Annotated in this window: 23 protein-coding genes; 11 read left to right on the forward strand and 12 right to left on the reverse strand. The window is 73.7% G+C overall.

The window, feature by feature from the left end; translation table 11 throughout:
- The 4 genes from DQE82_RS12305 to DQE82_RS12320 form a co-directional block, all read right to left on the reverse strand.
- Positions 1–286, reverse strand: a 286-nt coding sequence (locus DQE82_RS12305) for an ATP-binding cassette domain-containing protein (RefSeq protein ID WP_113972745.1), incomplete at its 3' end; no start/stop codon positions are given.
- Positions 287–302: 16 nt separating this feature from the next.
- A complete protein-coding gene (locus tag DQE82_RS12310) occupies positions 303–1,292 on the reverse strand; it encodes an ABC transporter permease (RefSeq protein ID WP_043330115.1) in 990 nt (329 codons plus the stop codon).
- Between the two features lie 64 nt (positions 1,293–1,356).
- Positions 1,357–3,102, reverse strand: a complete 1,746-nt coding sequence (locus DQE82_RS12315; RefSeq protein ID WP_113972746.1) for an ABC transporter substrate-binding protein — start codon at positions 3,100–3,102, stop codon at positions 1,357–1,359.
- 59 nt (positions 3,103–3,161) lie between these two features.
- The gene (locus tag DQE82_RS12320; RefSeq protein WP_113972747.1) at positions 3,162–4,193 is read right to left on the reverse strand and encodes an ABC transporter permease; all 1,032 of its coding nucleotides are present in this window, start codon (positions 4,191–4,193) and stop codon (positions 3,162–3,164) included.
- Positions 4,194–4,604: 411 nt separating this feature from the next.
- Between DQE82_RS12320 and DQE82_RS12325 the strand changes: the two genes are divergently transcribed.
- From DQE82_RS12325 to DQE82_RS12340, 4 genes are all read left to right on the forward strand, one after another.
- Complete coding sequence (locus DQE82_RS12325) at positions 4,605–5,006, forward strand: SSI family serine proteinase inhibitor (RefSeq protein ID WP_113972748.1); 402 nt, start codon at positions 4,605–4,607, stop codon at positions 5,004–5,006.
- 124 nt (positions 5,007–5,130) lie between these two features.
- Positions 5,131–6,009 carry a pentapeptide repeat-containing protein gene (locus DQE82_RS12330; RefSeq protein WP_370446793.1) on the forward strand — a complete coding sequence of 293 codons (879 nt, stop codon included), beginning with the start codon at positions 5,131–5,133 and terminating at the stop codon, positions 6,007–6,009.
- Between the two features lie 189 nt (positions 6,010–6,198).
- Positions 6,199–6,453, forward strand: a complete 255-nt coding sequence (locus tag DQE82_RS12335) for a preprotein translocase YidC (protein WP_113972750.1) — start codon at positions 6,199–6,201, stop codon at positions 6,451–6,453.
- Between the two features lie 73 nt (positions 6,454–6,526).
- Complete coding sequence (locus tag DQE82_RS12340) at positions 6,527–6,787, forward strand: hypothetical protein (RefSeq protein ID WP_043323893.1); 261 nt, start codon at positions 6,527–6,529, stop codon at positions 6,785–6,787.
- On the opposite strand, the gene rnhA is transcribed toward DQE82_RS12340, so the two are convergent.
- A complete protein-coding gene (gene rnhA / locus DQE82_RS12345) occupies positions 6,706–7,269 on the reverse strand; it encodes a ribonuclease HI (RefSeq protein ID WP_043323891.1) in 564 nt (187 codons plus the stop codon). The genes DQE82_RS12340 and rnhA overlap by 82 nt on opposite strands.
- 70 nt (positions 7,270–7,339) lie before the next feature.
- Between rnhA and DQE82_RS12350 the strand changes: the two genes are divergently transcribed.
- On the forward strand, positions 7,340–8,128 hold the full coding sequence (locus DQE82_RS12350; protein ID WP_113972751.1) for a tyrosine-protein phosphatase: 789 nt from the start codon (positions 7,340–7,342) through the stop codon (positions 8,126–8,128).
- A 91-nt stretch (positions 8,129–8,219) separates the two neighbouring features.
- Complete coding sequence (locus DQE82_RS12355; RefSeq protein WP_187693821.1) at positions 8,220–9,338, forward strand: serine hydrolase; 1,119 nt, start codon at positions 8,220–8,222, stop codon at positions 9,336–9,338.
- Here the strand turns inward: DQE82_RS12355 and DQE82_RS12360 are convergent.
- From DQE82_RS12360 to DQE82_RS12380, 5 genes are all read right to left on the reverse strand, one after another.
- Positions 9,335–10,519, reverse strand: a complete 1,185-nt coding sequence (locus DQE82_RS12360) for a lycopene cyclase family protein (protein WP_113972752.1) — start codon at positions 10,517–10,519, stop codon at positions 9,335–9,337. The genes DQE82_RS12355 and DQE82_RS12360 overlap by 4 nt on opposite strands.
- Positions 10,520–10,567: 48 nt before the next feature.
- Positions 10,568–11,815 carry an MFS transporter gene (locus tag DQE82_RS12365; RefSeq protein WP_043323888.1) on the reverse strand — a complete coding sequence of 416 codons (1,248 nt, stop codon included), beginning with the start codon at positions 11,813–11,815 and terminating at the stop codon, positions 10,568–10,570.
- A 42-nt stretch (positions 11,816–11,857) separates the two neighbouring features.
- On the reverse strand, positions 11,858–13,003 hold the full coding sequence (locus tag DQE82_RS12370) for an RNA polymerase sigma factor (protein ID WP_113973090.1): 1,146 nt from the start codon (positions 13,001–13,003) through the stop codon (positions 11,858–11,860).
- 8 nt (positions 13,004–13,011) lie between these two features.
- Positions 13,012–13,419 carry a YciI family protein gene (locus tag DQE82_RS12375; RefSeq protein WP_043323886.1) on the reverse strand — a complete coding sequence of 136 codons (408 nt, stop codon included), beginning with the start codon at positions 13,417–13,419 and terminating at the stop codon, positions 13,012–13,014.
- Between the two features lie 178 nt (positions 13,420–13,597).
- Positions 13,598–14,014, reverse strand: coding sequence for a DUF6069 family protein (locus DQE82_RS12380; protein ID WP_069088647.1), 417 nt, complete (start codon positions 14,012–14,014; stop codon positions 13,598–13,600).
- 169 nt (positions 14,015–14,183) lie between these two features.
- Between DQE82_RS12380 and DQE82_RS12385 the strand changes: the two genes are divergently transcribed.
- The 4 genes from DQE82_RS12385 (at position 14,184) to DQE82_RS12400 (ending at position 17,391) form a co-directional block, all read left to right on the forward strand.
- The gene (locus tag DQE82_RS12385; protein WP_069088646.1) at positions 14,184–15,287 is read left to right on the forward strand and encodes a sensor histidine kinase; all 1,104 of its coding nucleotides are present in this window, start codon (positions 14,184–14,186) and stop codon (positions 15,285–15,287) included.
- Complete coding sequence (locus tag DQE82_RS12390) at positions 15,284–15,952, forward strand: response regulator transcription factor (protein ID WP_069088645.1); 669 nt, start codon at positions 15,284–15,286, stop codon at positions 15,950–15,952. The genes DQE82_RS12385 and DQE82_RS12390 overlap by 4 nt, the downstream gene beginning before the upstream one ends.
- Positions 15,953–16,193: 241 nt before the next feature.
- On the forward strand, positions 16,194–16,676 hold the full coding sequence (locus tag DQE82_RS12395; protein WP_043323881.1) for a hypothetical protein: 483 nt from the start codon (positions 16,194–16,196) through the stop codon (positions 16,674–16,676).
- A 73-nt stretch (positions 16,677–16,749) separates the two neighbouring features.
- Positions 16,750–17,391, forward strand: a complete 642-nt coding sequence (locus DQE82_RS12400; RefSeq protein WP_069088694.1) for a class F sortase — start codon at positions 16,750–16,752, stop codon at positions 17,389–17,391.
- Between the two features lie 3 nt (positions 17,392–17,394).
- On the opposite strand, the gene DQE82_RS12405 is transcribed toward DQE82_RS12400, so the two are convergent.
- Complete coding sequence (locus tag DQE82_RS12405) at positions 17,395–18,396, reverse strand: phosphotransferase family protein (protein WP_113972753.1); 1,002 nt, start codon at positions 18,394–18,396, stop codon at positions 17,395–17,397.
- 110 nt (positions 18,397–18,506) lie between these two features.
- Here DQE82_RS12405 and DQE82_RS12410 point away from each other — a divergent pair, with 110 nt between their 5' ends.
- Positions 18,507–18,905 carry a YchJ family protein gene (locus tag DQE82_RS12410; protein ID WP_113972754.1) on the forward strand — a complete coding sequence of 133 codons (399 nt, stop codon included), beginning with the start codon at positions 18,507–18,509 and terminating at the stop codon, positions 18,903–18,905.
- A gap of 97 nt (positions 18,906–19,002) precedes the next feature.
- Here DQE82_RS12410 and DQE82_RS12415 read toward each other — a convergent pair whose 3' ends face one another.
- Positions 19,003–19,392, reverse strand: a complete 390-nt coding sequence (locus DQE82_RS12415) for a DUF2267 domain-containing protein (protein WP_043323876.1) — start codon at positions 19,390–19,392, stop codon at positions 19,003–19,005.
- Positions 19,393–19,440: the final 48 nt, after the last annotated feature.

A 19,440-nucleotide genomic window follows, 5' to 3' on the forward strand; every position in this document is an offset into this window, starting at 1 on the left:
GACGAATCTCCTCCTCACCCAGACCCACCAACTGACGACCACCCACCGAGATCTCCCCCGAAATGGCCGTCCGCTTCACGTTGTGCAGACCCAGGATCGCCAGCGACGTCACGCTCTTACCGGAACCCGATTCCCCCACGATCCCCAGCGTGCGACCCCGCTCGACAGCGAACGACACCCCGTCCACGGCCCGCACCACACCGTCCTCGGTGTCGAACCGCACCCGCAGATCCGTGACCCGCAGGTACGGGTCCTCGCCGCGTCGCGGCGTCGGAAGCTCCACCATGTCCGTCTCCTCCTCCTCAGCCCAGCCGGACCCGTGGGTCGATCACCGCGTACAGCACGTCGACGACGATGTTGGCGACCACGATGAACACGGCCGCCAGCAGCACCGTCGCCATCACCACCGGCAGGTTGAGGAACTGCACCGCCTCCACTGTCGCCTTGCCGAGGCCCTGGAGGCCGAAAATGGTCTCGGTGATGAACGTGCCGCCGAGGCTGGTGCCGATGTCCAGCCCGGCGATGGTGACGATCGGCGTGATCGCCGCGCGCAGCGCGTGCCGGGTGTGCACCTGCCGCGCGGGCAGCCCTTTCGCCCGGGCGGTACGGATGAAGTCCTCCGACAGGGTCTCCAGCATCTGCGCCCGGGACAGCCGGGCGTACAGCGCCGAGTTGAGGAAACCCAGCGTCATCCAGGGCAGCAGCAGCCCGGCCGCCCACCGGGCCGGGCTCTCGGTCAGCGGCGTGTAGCTGGGGAACGGCAGCAGCCCGGTGGAGTAGACCAGCAGGTAGAGCAGGATCAGACCGAAGAAGTAGACCTGCATGGACGCGCCGGCCAGTGTGACGCCGATGGCGGCGCGGTCGAACGCCGTACCCCGGCGCAGCGCCGACACCATGCCCAGGGAGATGCCGAGGCCGAGCCAGAGCACGGCGCCGCCGAGGACGATGCTGAACGTCACCGGGGCGCGCTGCGCGACGATCTCGGTGACCGGCTGGTTGTTGCGGAACGAGTAACCCAGGCAGGGCGCCGGGCAGTCCTGCCGGAAGTCCCCCTCGCCGTAGGTACGGCCGGCGAAGACGCCCCCGACGAAGTCCGCGTACTGCCGGGGTAGCGGCTGGTCGATGCCGAGCCGGCGCTCGACCTGGGCGATGTCCTCGGCCGTGCAGTTCTTGCCGCACATCACCTTCGCCGGGCTGCTCGGCACCGCGAAGAAGAGACCGAATGTGACGAGGCTGATGACGACCAGGGTCAGGGCGGCGACGAGCAGCCGCCGGACGACGAAACGGAGCAACGGGAGCACCTCCCCCGGGTGGGGCGCGGGGACGGCCGCGATGGCAGCCGTCCCAGCGCGGCTGTCACTTCTTCACGTAGATGCCGTTGAGCGAGATGATCCCGAACGCGTCGCTGAGGAAGGCGTTGCCGACCTTCGAGCCATGCAGCTCGTAGGTGGCGTCGTAGTAGCAGGGCACCACCGGCGCGTACTTCTCCATGATCATGCGGTCGAGCGCCATCCAGCCGGCGTCCTGCTCCGCGGCGGGCAGGGCGCGGACCCGGTCGATCTCCGCGCCGACCGGCGCCTCGTTGAGGTACGACAGGTTCTGGTTGCCCTCGGCCACGATCTCCCGTCCGTCGTAGACCGGCGGGATGACTGTGGAGCCGGTGGGCCAGTCCGAGCCCCAGCCGGTGAGGTACAGGTCGTAGGGGTTGTCCTTGCGGCCCACCTCGTCGTAGTAGCTGCTGTTGTCGATCGGCTTCATGACGATGTCGAAGCCCATGTCGGTGAGGTTCTTGCGCAGCGCCTCGGCCTGCTGGGTACGCAGTTCCAGGCTGGAGTGGGCGAGCACCAGCTTCGGCCGCTTTCCGGCGAGCAGCTCGGCGGTCTTCGCCTTGTCGCCGGTCACCGGGGCGTTGAACACGTCGTACGGCACGAACCCGGCGGTGGTGGGTGACATCAGCGTGGTCGCGGGTGTCCCGGCGGCCTGGCCGCCGAGGACCTTGAGCAGGGCGTCCTTGTCGACCGCGTAGTTCAGCGCGCGCCGTACGTTCAGGTCGGTGACCCGCTGGGTGTTGATGCTCAGCACCCAGTTGTACTGCGTCGGGCCGCGCACCACCCGGTCGGCGACGCTGGCGCCGGTGGTGCGGGGCAGCACCGACGGTGGCACGTCCGACCAGCTCAGCGCCGCCTGGTCGGCCGGTCCGTCGGCGACCAGCCGCTCGGCGATCTGGGCCTGCTCCAGGCCGAACGTCATCCGGACCGTGTCCGGGTACGCGTTGCGGAGCGGGTCGGTCGCCGGATCCCAGTTCGGGTTGCGTTCCAGCTCCAGCGACACGTCGCGCTGGTAGGACTTCACCCGGTACGGGCCGGACGAGAACGGCCGCAGATCGTAGTTGGCGCGGGTGTCCTTGGCGGCGGGCACCGGCGCGCTGGTGGGCAGCGCCGCCGCGTACGGCATGTCGCAGTGCGGCTGCGGGAACGTGAACCGGATGGTCCGGTCGTCGGGGGTGGTGACGCCGTCGGGCACCGGCTTGCCGCCGTCGTACGGTCCCTTGTAGGTGGCGTTGTACGCCCCGCCCGGGTAGAGCCACTGCTGGATGTAGTGCGGGCCCTCGTTGAGGTTCGCCGCGAACGAGCGGGCGATGCCGTGGGCGACGTCCTTGCTGCTCACCGGCGTGCCGTCCTCGTAGCGCACGCCGTCGCGCAGCGTGAACTCCCAGACCTTGCAGTCGCCGTCGACGTCCTTGCCGGGGTTGGTGGCCAGGTCGCCGACGAGCAGCAGCTTGCCGGTGCCGTCCTCCTTGTAGCCGTTGAGCGGGCGGTAGAGCATCCCGCCGGCGACCTGCTGCACGTTGACGTAGTTGCGGGCCGGGTCGAGGTGTTCGAAGTCGGCCGGCTGCATGACGGTGAGGGTGCCGCCCCGGGACGCGCCGTCGACGGGCTTCGCCGGGCCCTGGTTGTCGGCGGCCTCGTACGAGATCGAGCCGCTCTGGGTCTTGGTCTTCTGGTCGTCGCCGCCGCTGTCGTCGGGCGTGGGGTTGCAGCCGGCGGCGGCCAGCGCCGCCGCGGCGAGGACACCTGTCAGTGTCCGGGTTCGTGCGCGCACGGTGTGCTCCCTTCGTGCCCGGCGGCCCCCGCCGGCCGGGCGTGTGATGGCCGTGGGGACTACCGGGTGGAGCGGGGATCCAGCGAGTCGCGCAGCGCGTCGCCGAGCAGGTTGAACGCCAGGACCAGCAGGAAGATCGTCAACCCGGGGAACAGGGTGTACCAGGGGTCGCTCGCGACGTAGCCGATGCTGTTGAAGATCATGCGGCCCAGGTCGGGCGTGGGTTCGGTGACGCCGATGTTGACGAACGCCAGCGCCGCCTCGATGGCGATGAACTGGGGCACCATCAGCGAGACGGTGACCAGGATCGGCGCCCAGATGTTCGGCAGCAGCTGCCGCAGCAGGATGTGCGCGGTGCCTGCACCGGCGGCCCGGGCCGCGTCGACGAACTCCCGCTCCCGCAGCGAGATCACCTGCCCGCGGACCAGCCGCGCGGTGTACGTCCAGCTGAACAGGCCGAAGGTGGCGACGATCAGGGCCACCCGGAAGGCCGGCGACGGCGCCTCCCGGTCGGAGTAGAAGCGGTCCTGCAGGATCGGGATGACCGCGAGGGCAAAGATGAGGAACGGGAACGCCAGCGTGAGGTCGATCAGCCAGTTGACGAGACTGTCCAGCCAGCCTCTGGCCCATCCGGCCAGCACACCGACCGCGACGCCGATCCCGGAGGCCAGCAGCGCCGAGGTGAACGCGATGAACAGCGACGTCCGAAGGCCGTAGACCAGTTGCATCAGGATGTCCCGGCCACTGCCCGGCTCAAGGCCCAGCCAATGATCTGAACTGATCCCGCCGGCATACCCGATCGGCATTCCGAAATCGTTCAACCGGTCGACGAACTTGTCGGTCGGGTCGATTCCGGTGAGCCGCCCCAGCAGCGGCGCGCCGAGCGCCACCACCGCGGCCACGAGGAGCGTCAGGGCGCTGACCCGGGCCGTACGGTCCCGCTTGAGCCGCAGCCAGGCGAGCTGGTTCGGTGACCGGCCGACGAACTCCGCGGTCCGGCCGGCGGGCTCCGGGCCGGCCTGGATCTCCGGGACGGAAATGGTCGCGTCGGCGGCCGTGGTCCGGGGCGGCGGGTGTGAGAGATCGCTCATGAACAGTCCCTCCGACGGGGGCGGAAACGCCCTGCCACCCGACGATAAAGCGATACGGAGCATCGGAAAGAATCGTTACGGTAACGGCCGTTCCGGTTGTCATCCATTGACAACGATTCGGCGTACGGAATGCATCGGCGCAATAACGGGCCGATTTGGTTGTCAGCCTTTCAGGCATGCATCACGCTTATTCGGAATGCGTTTACGCGAGGCGCGGAAGCGGTTGTCAGCCGTTCGGGCATTCCCGTACGCCGATGTCACACCGAACGTGCGACGCGGTCGGCTGGTGTAACACTTCGTGACTCTTCGCGTTCACACCGTCCACCTAGGGTTCTCGGCGGCCCGGTTACGCACGACGGACCGGGCCACCCATCGGCCCCGCACCCCGGGGCCCCGACGGAAGGACCACCCATGCCCTTCGCCCGACGTACCGCCGCACTGGCCCTGGTCGCCGCGCTCGGCGCCCTCGCCGCGCCGGCCTCCCCCGCGCAGGCCGCGCCGCGCCCCGGCCCGCAGACCCCATCGGTGCTGCTGCTCACCGTCGACGACGGCGCCGGCGTACGCGCCACGGTGCTGACCTGCGGGCCGACCGGCGGTCTGCACCCCGACCCGATCACCGCCTGCCGGCTCGTCGCCCACGTCGACGGCGACCTGGACGCGCTCGACGTGGACGGCGCGCCGTGCACCTCCCAGTACGCCCCGGTCGTCGCCCGCGCCGCAGGCTTCTGGCAGAACCGCCCGGTCTCCTACACGCGCACGTTCGCCAACCCCTGCCTGATGCAGCGCACCACCGCCTCCCTCTTCACCTTCTGACCCTCCCCTCTCGTTCTGGTTGATCATGAGGTTGGCGGCGGTTGCCGTCCGTTTTGTCGCCGTCAACCTCATGATCGACGGGGTGGGTGGGGTGGGGGTGGGGTGGGTGCGGAGAATGGTGCGGGTGGACGGGGGTGCTGTGGAGGCGCGCACGGTCGGTGGCGGGCGGGAGCTGCGGGCGGACTGTTCGCGCTGCGCCGGGGTCTGCTGCGTCGCGCCGGCGTTCACCGCGTCCGCCGACTTCGCCATCGACAAGCCCGCCGGACGGCCCTGCCCGAACCTGGGCGCCGACTTCCGCTGCGGCATCCACACCGAGCTGCGGCAACGCGGCTTCCCCGGATGCACCGTGTTCGACTGCTTCGGCGCCGGCCAGCACCTCACCCGGCACACGTTCGCCGGCCGCGACTGGCGCGCCGACCCGGCCACCGCAGCGCGGATGTTCGACACCTTCGCGGTGTTGCGGCCCCTGCACGAGTTGCTCTGGTATCTGACCGAGGCGGTACGCCTGACCCCGCCCGGCCCGCTGCGCGACGAGCTGACCGCCGCGCTGGACGAGACCGGCCGGCTCGCCGACGGCACCCCTGACGAGCTGCTCGCGCTCGACGTCGACGCGCACCGGGACCGGGCCAACCGGCTCCTGTCCCGCGCCTCCGAACAGGCCCGCGCCGGGAAGGCCGGCCCGGACCGCCGGGGCGCGACGCTGATCGCTGTGGACCTGCGCCGTACCCCGCTGGCCGGGGCCAACCTGCGCGGCGCCTGCCTGATCGGCGCGGACCTGCGGGGCGTACGGCTCGGCGCGGCCGACCTGACCGGCGCGGACCTGCGCGGGGCCGACCTGCGCGGCGCAGACCTGAGCGAGTGCCTGTTCACGCACCAGTCGCAGCTCGACGCCGCGCGCGGCGACCACCGCACGGTCCTGCCGCCGGGGCTGCGCCGCCCGGCCCACTGGTCCCTGACGCTGACCCCGGCCCGCCCCCGGCCACGCCCCAGCCGCCGCCGCTGACCCGCCCGGCCCACCGGTCCGGACACTGGGCGACGATCAAGGAGTTTGTGGCTGCTTCGGGGCCGGATCGGGACACAAACTCCTTGATCAACCGGGAGAAGGGGGCCGGCGGGCGGAGGGGGCGGGGTTTGGTGGGGATGGGGTGGGGTAGGCGGCGCGGACGACTGTTGGTCGACGGGAGGGGCACCGGTGGGATATCGGGCACGCGACGGTGAGGAGCCGGTCGATCCGGCGCACGCCGAGGACGAGGCCGGGCAGGTTCCGCTGGTGCAGACGGCCGCGGACACCGACGTGCCGGCGCCCGCGCCCGGCGTGCCGAAACCGGACGAGGTGACCGAGGACGACGGCTCCGGCATGGCGGGCGGCGCCTCCGGCAGCAGCTCGGGCGGCTCCTCGATGCCGACCCACCCGGACGCGGCCCGCGGACGGGACGCCGCCGGCTGAGCAGGCGCGAGCACCGGCCGGACACCAGGCCACCCGAACGTTTGCCGTCACCCGCTGCGGGCAGGAGTGCGACATGACCAGTGAAGAGTCCTTCGGCCGCGCGGCCGGCGACGAACCCGACGGCGTGACCGCGTACGAGGCGTCCCTGCGCCCGCCCGGCGAGTCCCTGCACACCACCGACGACACCGGTGACGACTTCGCCGACCTGCCCGCCGAGGACCGCCGGTCCGCGCGGGAGGTCAGCCGCGCCGGCTACGACGTCGACGCGGTCTCCGGAACCGGCGACCCGTCCGAGGAGCCGGAGGAGATCGAGGAGGGCCGGCCGCTGCGCTGACGCGTGCGCGGGGCGGCGGCCGTGCCGCTCCGCGCCTCGGTCATGCCCCGGTTCGCCAGCGCGTCCGCGCGTTCGTTCTCCGGGTGCCCGTTGTGGCCCTTCACCCACAGCCACGTCACGTCGTGCCGGGCACAGGCCGCCTCCAGCGCCTGCCACAGGTCGGCGTTCTTCACCGGCTGCTTCGCGGCGGTCAGCCAGCCGTTGCGCTTCCAGGCGTTCAGCCAGCCGGTGATGCCGTTGCGTACATAGGTGCTGTCGGTGTGCAGCCGTACCGTGACCGGGCGGGTCAGGCTCTCCAGCGCCCGGATCGCGGCGGTCAACTCCATCCGGTTGTTGGTGGTCGGGGTGGCCTCGCCGCCGCACAGCTCCCGCTCGTGCCCGCCCCAGCGCAGCACCGCGCCCCACCCACCGGGCCCGGGATTGCCGCTGCACGCGCCGTCGGTCCAGATCTCCACGACCCGGCCGGTCTCCGCCTCCGCCATGCCCGGCAACCTACCGGGTACGCGAGCACGCGGGACCACCCGACCCGCCGCGCGCGGCTAGCGTGCCGGTATGACCGCTCCCCCGGACTTCGCCACCCTCTGCAACTTCCGGGACCTCGGCGGCTGGCGGACCGGCGACGGCCGCACCGTCGCCCGGGGCCGCCTCTACCGCTCCGACTCGCTGGCCAAGCTCGCCGGTGACGACCTGCAGCAGTTCGCGGCGCTCGGCGTCCGCACCGTGATCGACCTGCGCTACCCGTGGGAGATCGCCGACCGCGGCCGGGCCCCGGAGAGCCTCGGCGTGACCTGGCACAACCTGAGCATCGAGCACCGGCCGTACGTGCAGGCCGACATCGATCCCGACGTGGACCCGTGGCGCTACCTGGCCGACCGGTACGCCGAGGTGGCCGAGGACGGCGTGGCCGAGCTGCGCCGGGCGGTCGAGGTGATCGCGGACGGCGAGCATCCGCTGGTGTTCCACTGCGCGTCCGGCAAGGACCGCACCGGCCTGCTCGCCGCGCTGGTGCTGTCCCTGCTGGGGGTGGACGACGACCAGATCGCCGCGGACTTCGCGCTCACCGAGCACGCCACCGACCGGCTGGTCGCCGAGTGGCGGGACCGCAACGGCGGCGCGACGCCGGGCTGGCCCGCGTACGGGCGGGCGCCGGCCGAGGTCATCCGGCTGGTGCTGGCCGACCTGCGGGCCGCACACGGTTCCGTGCACGGGTACGTGACCGGCCGGCTCGGTGTCGACGCGCAGACGATCGACGCGCTGCGCGCCCGGCTGCTCACCGGCGACACGGACCCGCTGCCGACCCAGGGCACCACCGGCGCCACGCCGACGACACTCGCCCGCTGAGCGCCGCCGCCCGGCCGAGCACGCAGCGACGGAGAACCGGCGGCCGAAAAGCGAGCGACGGCGGCGCGGCGGTCTGGCACGCTGCGAGATCGTGGACACGCGGTGGGACGGCCTGCGGGCCGAGGTACGGGACACGATCGACGAGCTGGTCTCCTCCGGCCGGGAGGCCGGTGTGCAGGTGGCCGCGTACCTGGACGGGGTGGCGATCGTCTCCGAACACGCAGGGCTCGCCGACACCACCACCGGACGGCCGATGACCGCCGACACGCCCGTGCACGCGGTCTCCACCGGCAAGGGACTCACCGCCACCGTCGTGCACGTGCTCGCCGAGCGGGGACGGCTCGACTACGACCTGCCGCTCGCCGCGGTGTGGCCGGAGTTCGCCCGGCACGGCAAGGACGCCATCACGCTGCGGCACGTGCTCACCCACACCGCCGGCCTGCCCGCGCTGCCCGCCGACGTCACGCCGGAGGACTTCACCGACTGGACGCGCATGTGCGAGCTGCTCGCAGACGCGCGGCCGCTGTGGGAACCCGGCGAGCGGCTCGCGTACCACGCCTGGACGTGGGGGTGGCTGCTCGGCGAAGTGGTCCGGCGGGTCACCGGCGCGCCCGTGTCGCGCGTGCTCGCCGACGAGGTGGCCGGGCCGCTCGGCGTGGACCGGGAACTGTTCCTCGCCGTACCGGAGGCGGACCTGGCCCGGCTGGCCCGGCTGGAGGACGCCGGCCTGTCCGCGCTGATGACCTGGGCCGGGGCGAACCTGCCGCACTTCGACGCGGTCGCCCCGCCAGCGGTACGCCCCGACACCGTCATCGGTTCCCGCCCCGACGTGCTGCGCGCCGACGTGCCGTCGGTCGGCACGATGAGCGCCCGCGCGGTGGCCCGGATGTACGCGGCGCTACTCGGCCCGGTCGACGGGGTACGGCTGATCTCCGCCGCACGGATGCGGGAGGTGTCCGCCCCTGCGGTACGCGCCCAGGAGTGGGTGTTCGGGCAGGAGAGCACGTTCGGGCTCGGGTACGCGGTCGAGGACGACGGATCGTTCGGCACCGCCGGTAGCGGCGGCAGCCTCGCGTTCGCGTACCCGGATCTGGGGTTGACGGTGGCGGCGGTGCGCAACCGGCTCGGCGCGGGCGACGGCGACCCGATGGAGCAGCTGCGGGTGCTGGTGCGCGACCGCGTCGCCGAGGCGACCGGCCACCGGGGCTAGCGGCGCAGGCGGGCCCGCAGCCGGCCGGCCGCGTCGCCGAGCACCGCGCCGGTCATCGGCAGCAGCGGGCTGGACCGCATCACCGCCAGGTCCTCGGCCGGGCTGGTCACGCCGTCGAGGAACCGCAGCACCCGCTCCGCCGGGTTGCGGTCGAACAGCCGCTCGAAGAACTCCACCCCGCCGACGTGCCCCCGGTCCAGCGCGCGCAGCGCCACCGCGTCCATCCACAGGTGCCGCCCCGGGTACGCGGGCGCGGGCACCGGCGGACGGCCGGCGGCGAGCGCCCGGGCCACCTGGTCGGCCTGGCGCAGCATCGCGGAGAACGTGAAGCCGGTGGACGGGCGGGTCGCCCCACCGGCGGTGCCCAGCCGCACCACCCGCGGGCTGGGACGGGGTTCGAACGGGCCGTCGGTCATCGGGATCACGCCGTCCTCGACCTCCCGCACCCGCAGCGCGGTCAGGTCCAGCCCGAGCAGGTCGGCGTAGCCGCGCAGCGCCGTGTCGTAGCCCGCGTCGTCGAGCAGGGCCGGGCCGAACTCGGTGTACTCGACCAGCGCGAACCGGTCGTCGACAGGCAGCATGTACCCGAAGGAGACGCCGCGCTGCGGCTGTGGGGTGCGGAAGTCCATCAGAACGGCCCGCTGCGGATCGAACGTCGGCCGGTCGGCGGCCAGCCACCAGCCCCGGAAGTGCTGCAACCAGCTGGTCCGCCCCGGTCGTTTCGGCCGCCGGGGCCGCGAGTCGAGCACCCAGCCGGCCCGCACCAGCTCACGCCTCTCGGGGTCGCGGACAGTGACCCGCTCACCGTCGTCGTGCAGCTCCCCCGCCGGAGCGCTGATCCGGACCGCGTCCAGCCGCCGCTCGGCCGCGGCAGCCCGGTCGTAGACCGGGGCGGAGCGCAGCATGGCGTACCGCAGCGGGTCGAGCGTGAGGACGCGGCGGCCGGCGCGCGTGACCACGTCGACCTGCGACCAGCTCGCGCTCAGCAGCGGGTCGAGGTCGTCGCCGGGCAGGCCCCAGAACGCCCACGTGCGGTCCTGGCCGCGTTTGTGCACCGGGTCGACCACCGCGACCCGCAGCCCGGTCACGCCGTGGCGGTCCAGCGCGGCCAGGACCAGGGACGCGGCGCCGCCGCCGCCGACCAGCGCGAGGTCGACGTCGACCGCTGAGGATGCCTGCACCCGACCACGCTGTCACATCGGCGGGCGCGGCCCTCGGCCGACCCGCGCTCAGGCCACCGGGGCGGGCTCCTGCGGGGCCGGCTGGGCGTAGGCGGCGGCCACCGTCGCCCGGTCGAAGACCCGCCACGTCGCGGCGATCACCGCGACCGCCACCACGAAACCCACCCAGTACGGCGCGGTGATGCCGAACCGGGCCGCCACCACACCGCCCAGCAGCGCGCCGACGCAGTTTCCGCCCGCCGCGACGAACAACGTGGTGCTGCCGACCCGGCCCATCAACGCGGGCGGGGTGAGCCGCTGCCGCAGCGAGTTCGCCACGATGTTCCACAGCGCGCTGTGCGCCCCGAACGCGAACAGCGCGAACCCGACCACGGCGGCGCTGCGGGACGCGGCCAGCGCCAGGTGCAGTCCCGCCTCGACCAGCAGCCCGGTCCGCACCGTCCAGGTGGGCGTGATCGCGGCGATCAGCCGGTCCCCCACCACCGAGCCGAGCACGCCGCCCACTGCCATGCAGGTGAACAACGCGCCGTAGCCGACCGAGCCGAGACCCAGCCGTTCGGTGGCGAGCAGCACCAGCACCGCCACGGCGGCGGTGAGCGTGACGTTGAGCAGGCCGATCAGCACGGTCATGGTGCGCAGCAGCCGCTGCCCCCACAGCCAGCGGAACCCCTCCGCGACCTCCGCCCGCGCCGAACGCCGCCCGTCCGGCGCCGGCCCGGCCCGGTACGTCCCGGCGAGCAGCCCGACCAGCACGGCGCTGAGCGCGTACGTGCCGGCGTTCAGGGCGAACGGCAGCGACGCCGCCAGCACGAACAGGAACCCGCCGAGCGGGCCGGCGATCATGTTCTGCATCACCTGGGTGCCGCCGCCCAGCCACCCGTTGGCGCGTTCCAGCAGCGAGCGCGGCACCACCGCCGGCAGCACCGCCTGCGCGGCGGTACGGAACACCACCTCGCCGGTGTTCACCACGAACAGCACCGCGTACAGCAGCGCGATCCCGGCCCGGTCGGCCAGCATCGCCGCCGCGAGCACAGCGAGCGCGCCGACGCGTACCCAGTCGATGAGCACCATCAGCCGCCGCCGGTCCACCCGGTCGGCCAGCACGCCGCCGGGCAGCGCGAACAGCAGCCACGGCAGCCACGACACCGCCGCCCCGGCCGACACCACCAGCGGATCGTCGGTGAGCGACGCCACGTACAGCGGCGCGGCCACAGTCGCCGTCCCGCTGCCCAGCGCGGACAGCGTGCTCGCCGTCCACAGTCGGGCGAAGCGCCCGCCGAGCCGTTCCCCCGTCACGGCGAGGCAACCTACCAGCGGCGACGAACCCTGCCGACCGGTTTATCCGGGGCGGCGGGAGTTGAGGCGGGCCGCCTGCCGGTTCAGGTGGTCGCGTTCCGCCAGGCTGGTCGCGCGACGGGCCGCGTCGGCGTACAGGCCGGCTGCCCGGTCCGGGTCGCCGTCGCGTTCGTGCAGGTACGCGGCCACCGCCGTGTACCGGGGCAGCGTTTCGTCAAGCGCCGCGAGCGCCGCCAGCCCGGCGCGCGGGCCGTCCGCCTCGCCGACCGCGACCGCCCGGTTGAGCCGGGCGATCGGGTTGCCGGTCAGGCGCACCAGCTCGTCGTACCACTCGACGATCTGCACCCAGTCGGTCTCCGCGGCGGCGGGCGCGTCCGCGTGCAGTGCCGCGATCGCGGCCTGGGCCTGGAACTCGCCGAGCCGGTCGCGGGACAGCGCGGTCTGCAGGATGCCCACGCCCTCGGCGATCAGCGCGCTGTCCCACCGGCCACGGTCCTGCTCGGCCAGCGGCACCAGGCTGCCGTCGGGCGCGGTCCGGCCGGCCCGGCGGGCGTGGTGCAGCAGCATGAGCGCGAGCAGCCCGGCCACCTCCGGGTGGTCGATCGCGGCGGCGAGCTGCCGGGTGAGCCGGATCGCCTCGGCGGCCAGGTCCACGTCGCCGGAGTAGCCCTCGTTGAACACCAGGTACAGCACGCGCAGCACGGTGGCGACGTCACCGGGCTGGTCGAAGCGAACCCCGGAGACGGTGCGCTTGGCCCGGCTGATCCGCTGCGCCATGGTGGCCTCCGGCACCAGGTACGCCTGCGCGATCTGCCGGGTGGTGAGCCCGCCGACGGCGCGCAGCGTCAACGCGACGGCCGACGACGGGCTCAGCGACGGATGCGCGCAGAGGAAGTAGAGCCGCAGCGTGTCGTCCACGGCGGGCACCGGGCCGGGCGGCGGCTCCTCCTCGATCAGGTCCTCCCGTCGGCGCCGGGCGGCGTCGGCGCGGACCGCGTCCAGGAACCGGCGCCACGCCACGGTCACCAACCAGCCCAACGGGTCGCGGGGCGGGTCGGCCGGCCAGACACGCAACGCCTCGATCAGCGCGTCCTGCACGGCGTCCTCGGCCGCCGCGAAGTCTGCTCCGCGGCGGACGAGGACACCGAGCACGCCCGGGATGAGGCTGCGGAGCGCGACCTCGTCCATCGGACGGATCACTCGGTGATGGTCGGCGGCGCGGTCAGGAACGGGCGCAGCTCCAGCCACTCGTGGATCGGCTTGCCGCCCTGCCCCGGCGCGGCCGACAGCTCGGCGGCCAGTTCGAGGGCACGCTCGTAGCTGTCCACGTCGATCACCATCCAGCCGGCGATCAGGTCCTTCGTCTCGGCGAACGGACCGTCGGTCACCGGCGGTCGGCCCTCACCGTCGTAGCGGACGAACGTGCCCTCCGGGGCGAGCGCCTGGCCGTCGACGTACTCGCCGCTCTCCTGCAGCCGGGCCGCGAACTCCTGCATGTAGTTCACGTGCGCGGAGATCTCCTCCGGCGTCCACTTGTCGATCATCGGCATGTCGGTGACCGGGGTCGGACCGCCGCGGTAGTGCTTCAGGAGCAGGTACTTCATCTGTGTCTCCTCGTGGAGGGTGCGACCCATTCTGGCCGCGTTCACTCCGGGGACGAAGCCGCCTGCCCGTTCTCGACATCGGTGGCGGAGGAATTTCGAGCGTCACATCGCGTAGGGCATCCTAGGAGGCTAGTTCTGGAGGCCGGGCCGCCTGCCCCCGTCGCGGCGGCCCGGCCCGTCAGGCGGCGGCGCCGCGGCGCAGACCGGTGATCAGCACCGTGCCCGCGACCAGGTGATACGCCACCAGCGTCAGCGTCGCCGCACCCCCCACTCCCCCGCTTAGCGGCCCGAGCAGCGACACCAGCAGCACCAGGCCCGCGACCACCGTCCAGACGGTCCGGGCGCGGGCGGTGAGCCGCTCCAGCAGGGCCAGCAGCGCCCAGCCGGACAGCCCGGCGAGCAGCGTGCTCACCGCCACCGCCACCGGCGTCACCCGCTGCACGTCCGAACCGGTGCGCGCGGTCAGATCCACCCCGGCCAGCGGCACCGCGACCACCCAGCCCAGCAGCGTGGCCACGGTGGCGGCGAGCACCGTCAGCAGCCGCACCAGGCGGCGGGTCGGGCGGGTGGCGGCGGTCGGAATCGTGGTTTCCATCGGTGGCTCCTCGGCATCGGGACGACTGCCGCCGACGCTAGGTCCGGCGGGCCGCCCCGCGGATCGCGCCGCGGAGCGGTTTCCGGCTCCGTCGCCGGACCGATCACCCGCCCGGATCTCGGTCTGGCGACCGATGAGAAGCGGTGCGCACGCGGCCTAGCATCCGGACATGAGGTGCGCGTCCCGGTCCCGGTTCCTGCTGCTGCTCGACGGCGGCATCGCCACCGTGAGCCTCGCCGTGTGCCTGCTCGCGCTGCTGGCCTCCGACGCCGGCCCGGACACGAGCGGCGCGACCGCCGTCGCGGTCGGCCTCGCCGTCGCGCAGGCCGGCTGTCTGCTGTGGATCCGGCGCCACCCGGGGTACGCCCTCGGCGTCGCCGCGCTCGCCGGCGTCGGCCTCGAGGCGCTCTGCCCGCAGCTCGGCTGGCTCGGCCTGGTCGCGGTGCCGATGGCGTACGTGGCCCGGCTGCGCCCGCCCCGGTACTCGCTCGTCGCGCTCGGGCTGCTGCTCGCGCCCACGCCGTGGAAGCTGGTCACCGGCGGCTGGCGGGACCTGCTGCTGGCGGTGACCGCGCTGGGCCTGAGCTGGACGCTCGGCGAACTGCAACGGGGCCAGGCGCAACGGCGCGGCGAGCGCGAACGGCAGGTACGCGCCGCCGAACGGGAGCGGATCTCCCGGGAGCTGCACGACGTGGTGGCGCACCACGTCGCGGTCATCGCGGTGCAGGCCGCCGCCGCCGAGGACGTGTTCGACGAGCAGCCGGAGCAGGCCCGCGCCGCGCTCGCCGCGATCGACACGGCGGCCCGGTCGGCGCTGACCGAACTGCGGGCCATGCTGCACGCGCTCGCCCTCGACGACGGGTCCGAACCGGACGGACCGCAGCCGGGACTGGCGCAGCTCGACGCGCTCGCCGACGCGGTACGGGCGGTGGGCCTGCGGGTGACGCTGCGGCGCGACGACGACGGCGAGGCGCTGCCCGGCGGGGTGCAGCTGTCGGCGTACCGGATCGTGCAGGAGTCGCTGACGAACGCGCTGCGCCACGGGCACGCCACCCACGCCGACGTGGACGTCCACTACCGCGACGGCGTACTGCGGCTGGAGGTCGTCAACGACGGCCCGGCGCCCGCCCGCCGCCCCGGCACGACCACCGGGCGCGGCATCGTCGGCATGCGGGAACGGGCCCGGCTGCTCGGCGGCACACTGGACGCCGGCCCGCTGCCGGCCGGCGGATTCCGGGTCCACGCCCGGCTGCCGGTGGAGGCGGCCCGATGACGGTACGGGTGGTCATCGCCGACGATCAGGAGCTGATCCGCGCCGGGCTGCGCACAGTCCTCGACGCGCGGCCCGACCTGAGCGTGGTCGGCGAGGCCGCCGACGGGGTCGAGGCGGTCGCAGTCGCGACGCGTACGCGGCCGGACGTGGTGCTGATGGACGTGCGGATGCCCCGCCGCGACGGCATCGCCGCCACCCGCGACCTGGTGGCCGCCGGCAACCCGGCCAAGGTGGTCATGCTGACCACGTTCGACCTGGACGAACACGTCTACGCCGCGCTGCGCGCCGGGGCCAGCGCGTTCCTGCTCAAGGACACCCGCCCGGCCGACCTCGCCGAGGCGGTACGCGTGGTGGCCCGGGGCGAGGCGCTGCTCGCGCCGACTGTGACCCGGCGGCTGCTGGACCGGTACGCCGACCGGCTGCCCGCGCCCACGCCCACCGGTGACGCCCTCGCAGTGCTGACCGCCCGCGAGCGGGAGGTGCTGACGCTCACCGCGCGGGCACTGTCCAATGCGGAGATCGCCGCCCGGCTGCACCTGAGCACCGCCACCGTGAAGACACACGTCTCGGCGATCCTCACCAAGCTGGGCCTGCGCGACCGGATCCAGGCGGTGGTGCTCGCGTACGACACCGGGCTGGTCCGGCCGGAACCGCCCGTCCGGTAGGCGCGAAACGGACAGCGGACCCAGACACGGCGAAGCGGGACGGCTCGCCGTCCGGCCTGGCCCGGCATGTCCACCCTCCGACGGCGGCAGGGAGCACACCGGACGGCAACGAAGATTTCTCAATTACCCCCAGTGACCGCCGCAACCCTCCTAGTGTTGGCCACACCGGTGCTCGTCACGGAGTTGGCCACCCGAACGACGTCCCACGCCTACAGCGGACGAAAAGTGAGGGAAGACGCGGATGAAGGCACAGTCATTTCTCGGATCGGCGGCGTTCGGCGTGGGCCTCGGCGCACTGCTGCTCCCGGCCGCCGCGCTGGCGGACACCAGAGTCTCACCCGCCGCCACCCCGGTCGGCGGCACCGTCGTGCTGACCACCACGTGCAACCCGAACGCCGGTGACGCGATCTTCCGGGTCACCGGCCCGGACCGGGACCAGAACGTCCGGTCCACCACTGCGGCCGCGGGCGGTGGCCTGAGCGCCGAGCTGTTCACCGCCGGATTCACGCTCGGCACGTACACCGTCGCCACCACGTGCGGCGACGGCAGCGACGGCGGCAGCGCCACGTTCACCGTCACCCCGATCGGCGGCGCGCAGGCCGGTGGCGGCGGGCGCGACGGCGACACCGGGGTGCTGGTCGCCGGGGGCGTGCTGGCCGCCGGGGCGCTCGCCGGTGGCGCGTACGCGGTCATCCGCCGACGCCGCGCGGGCGCCGTCGCCTGACCGGATCGTCGAGCGGTCCGCCCGCGCCGGAGCACCCGGCGCGGGCGGCACGTCCCTGTCGGACGGAGGTGGGATGCTGTCGGAGTCGCAGCGCCGGTCGCGGCTGCGCACCGCCGTCGTGGTCACCGCCGTCACCGTCGCCGCCGCCACCGGCACCGGACTGGTCTCGGCCGGGCTCGGCACCACGTCGACGCCACCGCCACAGCCCGGCGTCTCCGCCGCGCCCGCCACCGAACGACCGGGTACGGCAGGCCCGGCGCTCCCCCGCGCCACACCGGTGCGGGTGACCATCCCGCGCATCGGCGTGGACGCCGAGATCGTGCCGGTGGCCACCGACGCCGACGGCGCGCTGGAGGTGCCGCCGCTGGAACGCCCGGAGGTCACCGGCTGGTACCACCCCGGTCCCGCCCCCGGCCAGGCCGGCAACGCGGTGCTGGTCGGGCACGTCGACTCGCAGCACGGCCCGGCGGTCTTCTTCGACCTCGGCCGGCTGCGCCCCGGCGACACGATCCGGGTGCTGCGCGCCGACGGCCGGACGGCGGCGTTCACCGTGGACGGCGTCGGGGCGTACCCGAAGGAACGCTTCCCCACCGCGCGGGTCTACGGCGGCGACGCTGCTGCGCGGCTGCGTTTGATCACGTGCGGCGGGCGGTTCGACCCGCGGACCGGCAGCTACCCGGACAACATCGTGGTCTTCGCCACCGCTACCCGCTGACGCTCAGCCTTCCAGGTCGGCCAGTTCCGCGTCGAGCAGCTTCGCCAGCAGCGCCACCCGGCCCGGATCGTTGTCGGCGGTGATGTTCCGGCTGGGCATCTCGACGGTCATCAGCAGGTAGAGGTACAGCCGGTACAACCCGAGCCGCCGCCGCGCCCCGGCGTCGAGCGGGAACGGCGCCGCCGCCCGGTAGGCGCGCACCAGCGGGTCGTCCGGCTCGTCCTCGGCGCGGCGGAACAGCAGCGGCGACACCAGGTCCATCAGCGGATCGCCCCACAGGTAGCGTTCGCCGTCGACCAGGCCGGTGAGCCGGGGCGTGCCGTCCGGCCCGTCCACGGCGAGCACGTTGCCGGCCCAGCCGTCGAAGTGCAGCAGCGCCGGGCGGCGTACCGCGTCGAGCACCGCCGCGTGCCGCGCCACCAGCTCCCGGATCCGGGACGCCGGCACCGGCAGCGGCACCGCCCAGTCGGCGGCGTCGGCGAGCATGTCGTCCACCATCGCCGTGTACGCGTCCCGCCAGGTAGCCCCGTGCGCCCGGTCGCCGTCGTAGCCGTACCGCTCGCCGGTGACGGCGTGCAGCGCGGCGAGCGCGCGGCCGAACTCCTCGCGCAGCGGCCCGACGTCCGCGCCGGCCTGGCTCAGGTCCCAGAGGGTACGACCTGGTAGCCGCGCCATGAGCAGCCAGTCGCCCAGCTCGGGGTCGGTTCCGTGGTGCAGCAGCGCCGGCGTCGGCACCCCCGGTGCGCGGTCGGCGACCAGGCGCAGGTAGTGCGCCTCCGCGCCGACCATGTCCCGCTCGTAGCGCAGCAGCGGCACGTGCGGCGGCGGACCGACCTTGAGCACCACGTCCCGGCCGTCGGTGAGGCGTACCTGCCACACGGCGGCGAAGCCGCCACCGGTCAGCGGGCCGCAGTCGGCCACCTCGACGCCGGGCCCGAGCGAGGCGGTGAGGTATCGGCGGACCTGATCGGGGTCGAGGACACGCTGAGTCGGACTCACGCTCATGGTCCGGGGAGCCTACTGGGTTGAGGTGTAAGGAGGGGCCCCCTGTTAACGCCTCCGGTAGAGGAAGGGCCCCTTGTTAACACCTCTCCGAGGCTTGGGAGAATCGCGGCATGGCGAGACGGGGTGAACGGACGGCGGCATGCCCGTGCGGCACCGGCCGGCCGTACGCGGACTGCTGCGCCCCGGTCCACCGGGGCGAGGCGACGGCGGCGACCGCGGAGGCGCTGATGCGGTCCCGGTTCAGCGCGTTCGCGCTCGGCGACGCCGCCTACCTGCGGCACAGCTGGCACTCGACCACCCGGCCCGAGCGGCTGGAGCTGGACCCGGGCACGCGCTGGACCCGGCTGGAGATCGTGGAGACCGGGCAGGGCGGCCTGTTCGACAACGCCGGGACGGTCCGGTTCCGGGCGCACTACCGCGAGGGTGGCCGGGCGGGTGTGCTGGCCGAGCACAGCCGCTTCGCCCGCGAGGACGGCCGCTGGGTCTACCTGGACGCGCTGCCCGAGTGACGCCTCCCTGGCGCCGACGCGCGCAGCCTGCGGCGGCGGGTGTTAACAAGGGGCCCTTCCTCTACCGGAGGCGTTAACGAGGGGCCCTTCCTTTCGCCTAGGCCGGGCGCGGGGCGGGCTGGGCCAGCTCGGCGATCTCGCGCGGCAGCTGGGACAGCGCCCGGTTGAACTGGGCCGGCCCGACCACCCGGTGCAGCGCCTGCAGCACCGCCCGCGCGCCGCGCTCGGCGTCGGACGGGGTCGCGCCGGAGCGCTCGGCGACCCGGCGCAGGAACTCGTCGTACCCGAAGACCTCCGGGTCCTCGACCCGGGCGCGTGCCAGCAGCGGACGCAGCTCGTGCGCGACGTGCGCGGACAGGTCGTCGGCCTCGCCGCCGCTGATCCGTTCGGCGAGCGTGCGCAGCGTCGCCTCGGTCAGCGCGCGGGCCGTCTCGACCGGTACGCCGGCGCGGGCGGACACCCGCGCGTAGAACTCCGGTTCAGCCATCGTCTGTCCTCCCGTCGCAACGGCAGCGTGGCTACCCGCCGCCGGCTT

This window comes from Micromonospora sp. LHW51205, assembly GCF_003315815.1.
Taxonomy (GTDB): domain Bacteria; phylum Actinomycetota; class Actinomycetes; order Mycobacteriales; family Micromonosporaceae; genus Micromonospora; species Micromonospora chalcea.

Bases quoted from the DNA above. Each gene is read 5' to 3' on its own strand.
- DQE82_RS12320 (WP_113972747.1), bottom strand. From the start codon at position 4,193: ATGAGCGATCTCTCACACCCGCCGCCCCGGACCACGGCCGCCGACGCG.
- DQE82_RS12325 (WP_113972748.1), top strand. From the start codon at position 4,605: ATGCCCTTCGCCCGACGTACCGCCGCACTGGCCCTGGTCGCCGCGCTC.
- DQE82_RS12340 (WP_043323893.1), top strand. From the start codon at position 6,527: ATGACCAGTGAAGAGTCCTTCGGCCGCGCGGCCGGCGACGAACCCGAC.
- rnhA (WP_043323891.1), bottom strand. From the start codon at position 7,269: ATGGCGGAGGCGGAGACCGGCCGGGTCGTGGAGATCTGGACCGACGGC.
- DQE82_RS12350 (WP_113972751.1), top strand. From the start codon at position 7,340: ATGACCGCTCCCCCGGACTTCGCCACCCTCTGCAACTTCCGGGACCTC.
- DQE82_RS12370 (WP_113973090.1), bottom strand. From the start codon at position 13,003: ATGGACGAGGTCGCGCTCCGCAGCCTCATCCCGGGCGTGCTCGGTGTC.
- DQE82_RS12375 (WP_043323886.1), bottom strand. From the start codon at position 13,419: ATGAAGTACCTGCTCCTGAAGCACTACCGCGGCGGTCCGACCCCGGTC.
- DQE82_RS12380 (WP_069088647.1), bottom strand. From the start codon at position 14,014: ATGGAAACCACGATTCCGACCGCCGCCACCCGCCCGACCCGCCGCCTG.
- DQE82_RS12385 (WP_069088646.1), top strand. From the start codon at position 14,184: ATGAGGTGCGCGTCCCGGTCCCGGTTCCTGCTGCTGCTCGACGGCGGC.
- DQE82_RS12390 (WP_069088645.1), top strand. From the start codon at position 15,284: ATGACGGTACGGGTGGTCATCGCCGACGATCAGGAGCTGATCCGCGCC.
- DQE82_RS12395 (WP_043323881.1), top strand. From the start codon at position 16,194: ATGAAGGCACAGTCATTTCTCGGATCGGCGGCGTTCGGCGTGGGCCTC.
- DQE82_RS12400 (WP_069088694.1), top strand. From the start codon at position 16,750: ATGCTGTCGGAGTCGCAGCGCCGGTCGCGGCTGCGCACCGCCGTCGTG.
- DQE82_RS12405 (WP_113972753.1), bottom strand. From the start codon at position 18,396: ATGAGCGTGAGTCCGACTCAGCGTGTCCTCGACCCCGATCAGGTCCGC.
- DQE82_RS12410 (WP_113972754.1), top strand. From the start codon at position 18,507: ATGGCGAGACGGGGTGAACGGACGGCGGCATGCCCGTGCGGCACCGGC.
- DQE82_RS12415 (WP_043323876.1), bottom strand. From the start codon at position 19,392: ATGGCTGAACCGGAGTTCTACGCGCGGGTGTCCGCCCGCGCCGGCGTA.